Raw genomic sequence first — 489 nt, forward strand, 5'->3', positions numbered from 1 at the left:
GGACACGCCAGTCACGCAGACCAGCCGGTTCAGCGGAATCTCGACGCTGACATCGCGCAGGTTGTGCTCGGTGGCGCCTTCCAGCCGGAGGCGCGGCGTGTCCGCATCGACCTTGCGCGCCTGCCAGTGCGACGCATCCGTCACAAGGCGCCGCCCGCCGAGGTAGTCCCCGGTCAGCGTGCGTTCATGGCGGATGGCCGCCGGCGTGCCGTCGAAGACGATGTCACCGCCGCGCTCGCCAGGGCCGGGGCCCATGTCGATCAGCCGGTCGGCGGCCAGCATGACCGAGGGGTCGTGCTCCACCACCACCAACGTGTTGCCGGCGTCGCGCAGCCGATGCATCGCCTCGACGATCCGGTTCAGGTCGCGCGGATGCAGGCCGATGCTCGGCTCATCGAGCACGAACAGCGTGTTGACCAGCGAGGTGCCCAGCGCCGTGGTCAGGTTGATCCGCTGGACCTCCCCGCCAGACAGCGTGCGGCTCTGGCG

Annotated in this window: 1 pseudogene; it reads right to left on the reverse strand. The window is 70.1% G+C overall.

What is annotated here, in order from left to right:
• Positions 1-489 (reverse strand): annotated as a pseudogene (locus AB4Z35_RS30340) (excinuclease ABC subunit UvrA); the annotation flags it as partial.

Source organism: Pseudomonas sp. KB_15 (assembly GCF_052114525.1).
GTDB lineage: Bacteria > Pseudomonadota > Gammaproteobacteria > Pseudomonadales > Pseudomonadaceae > Aquipseudomonas.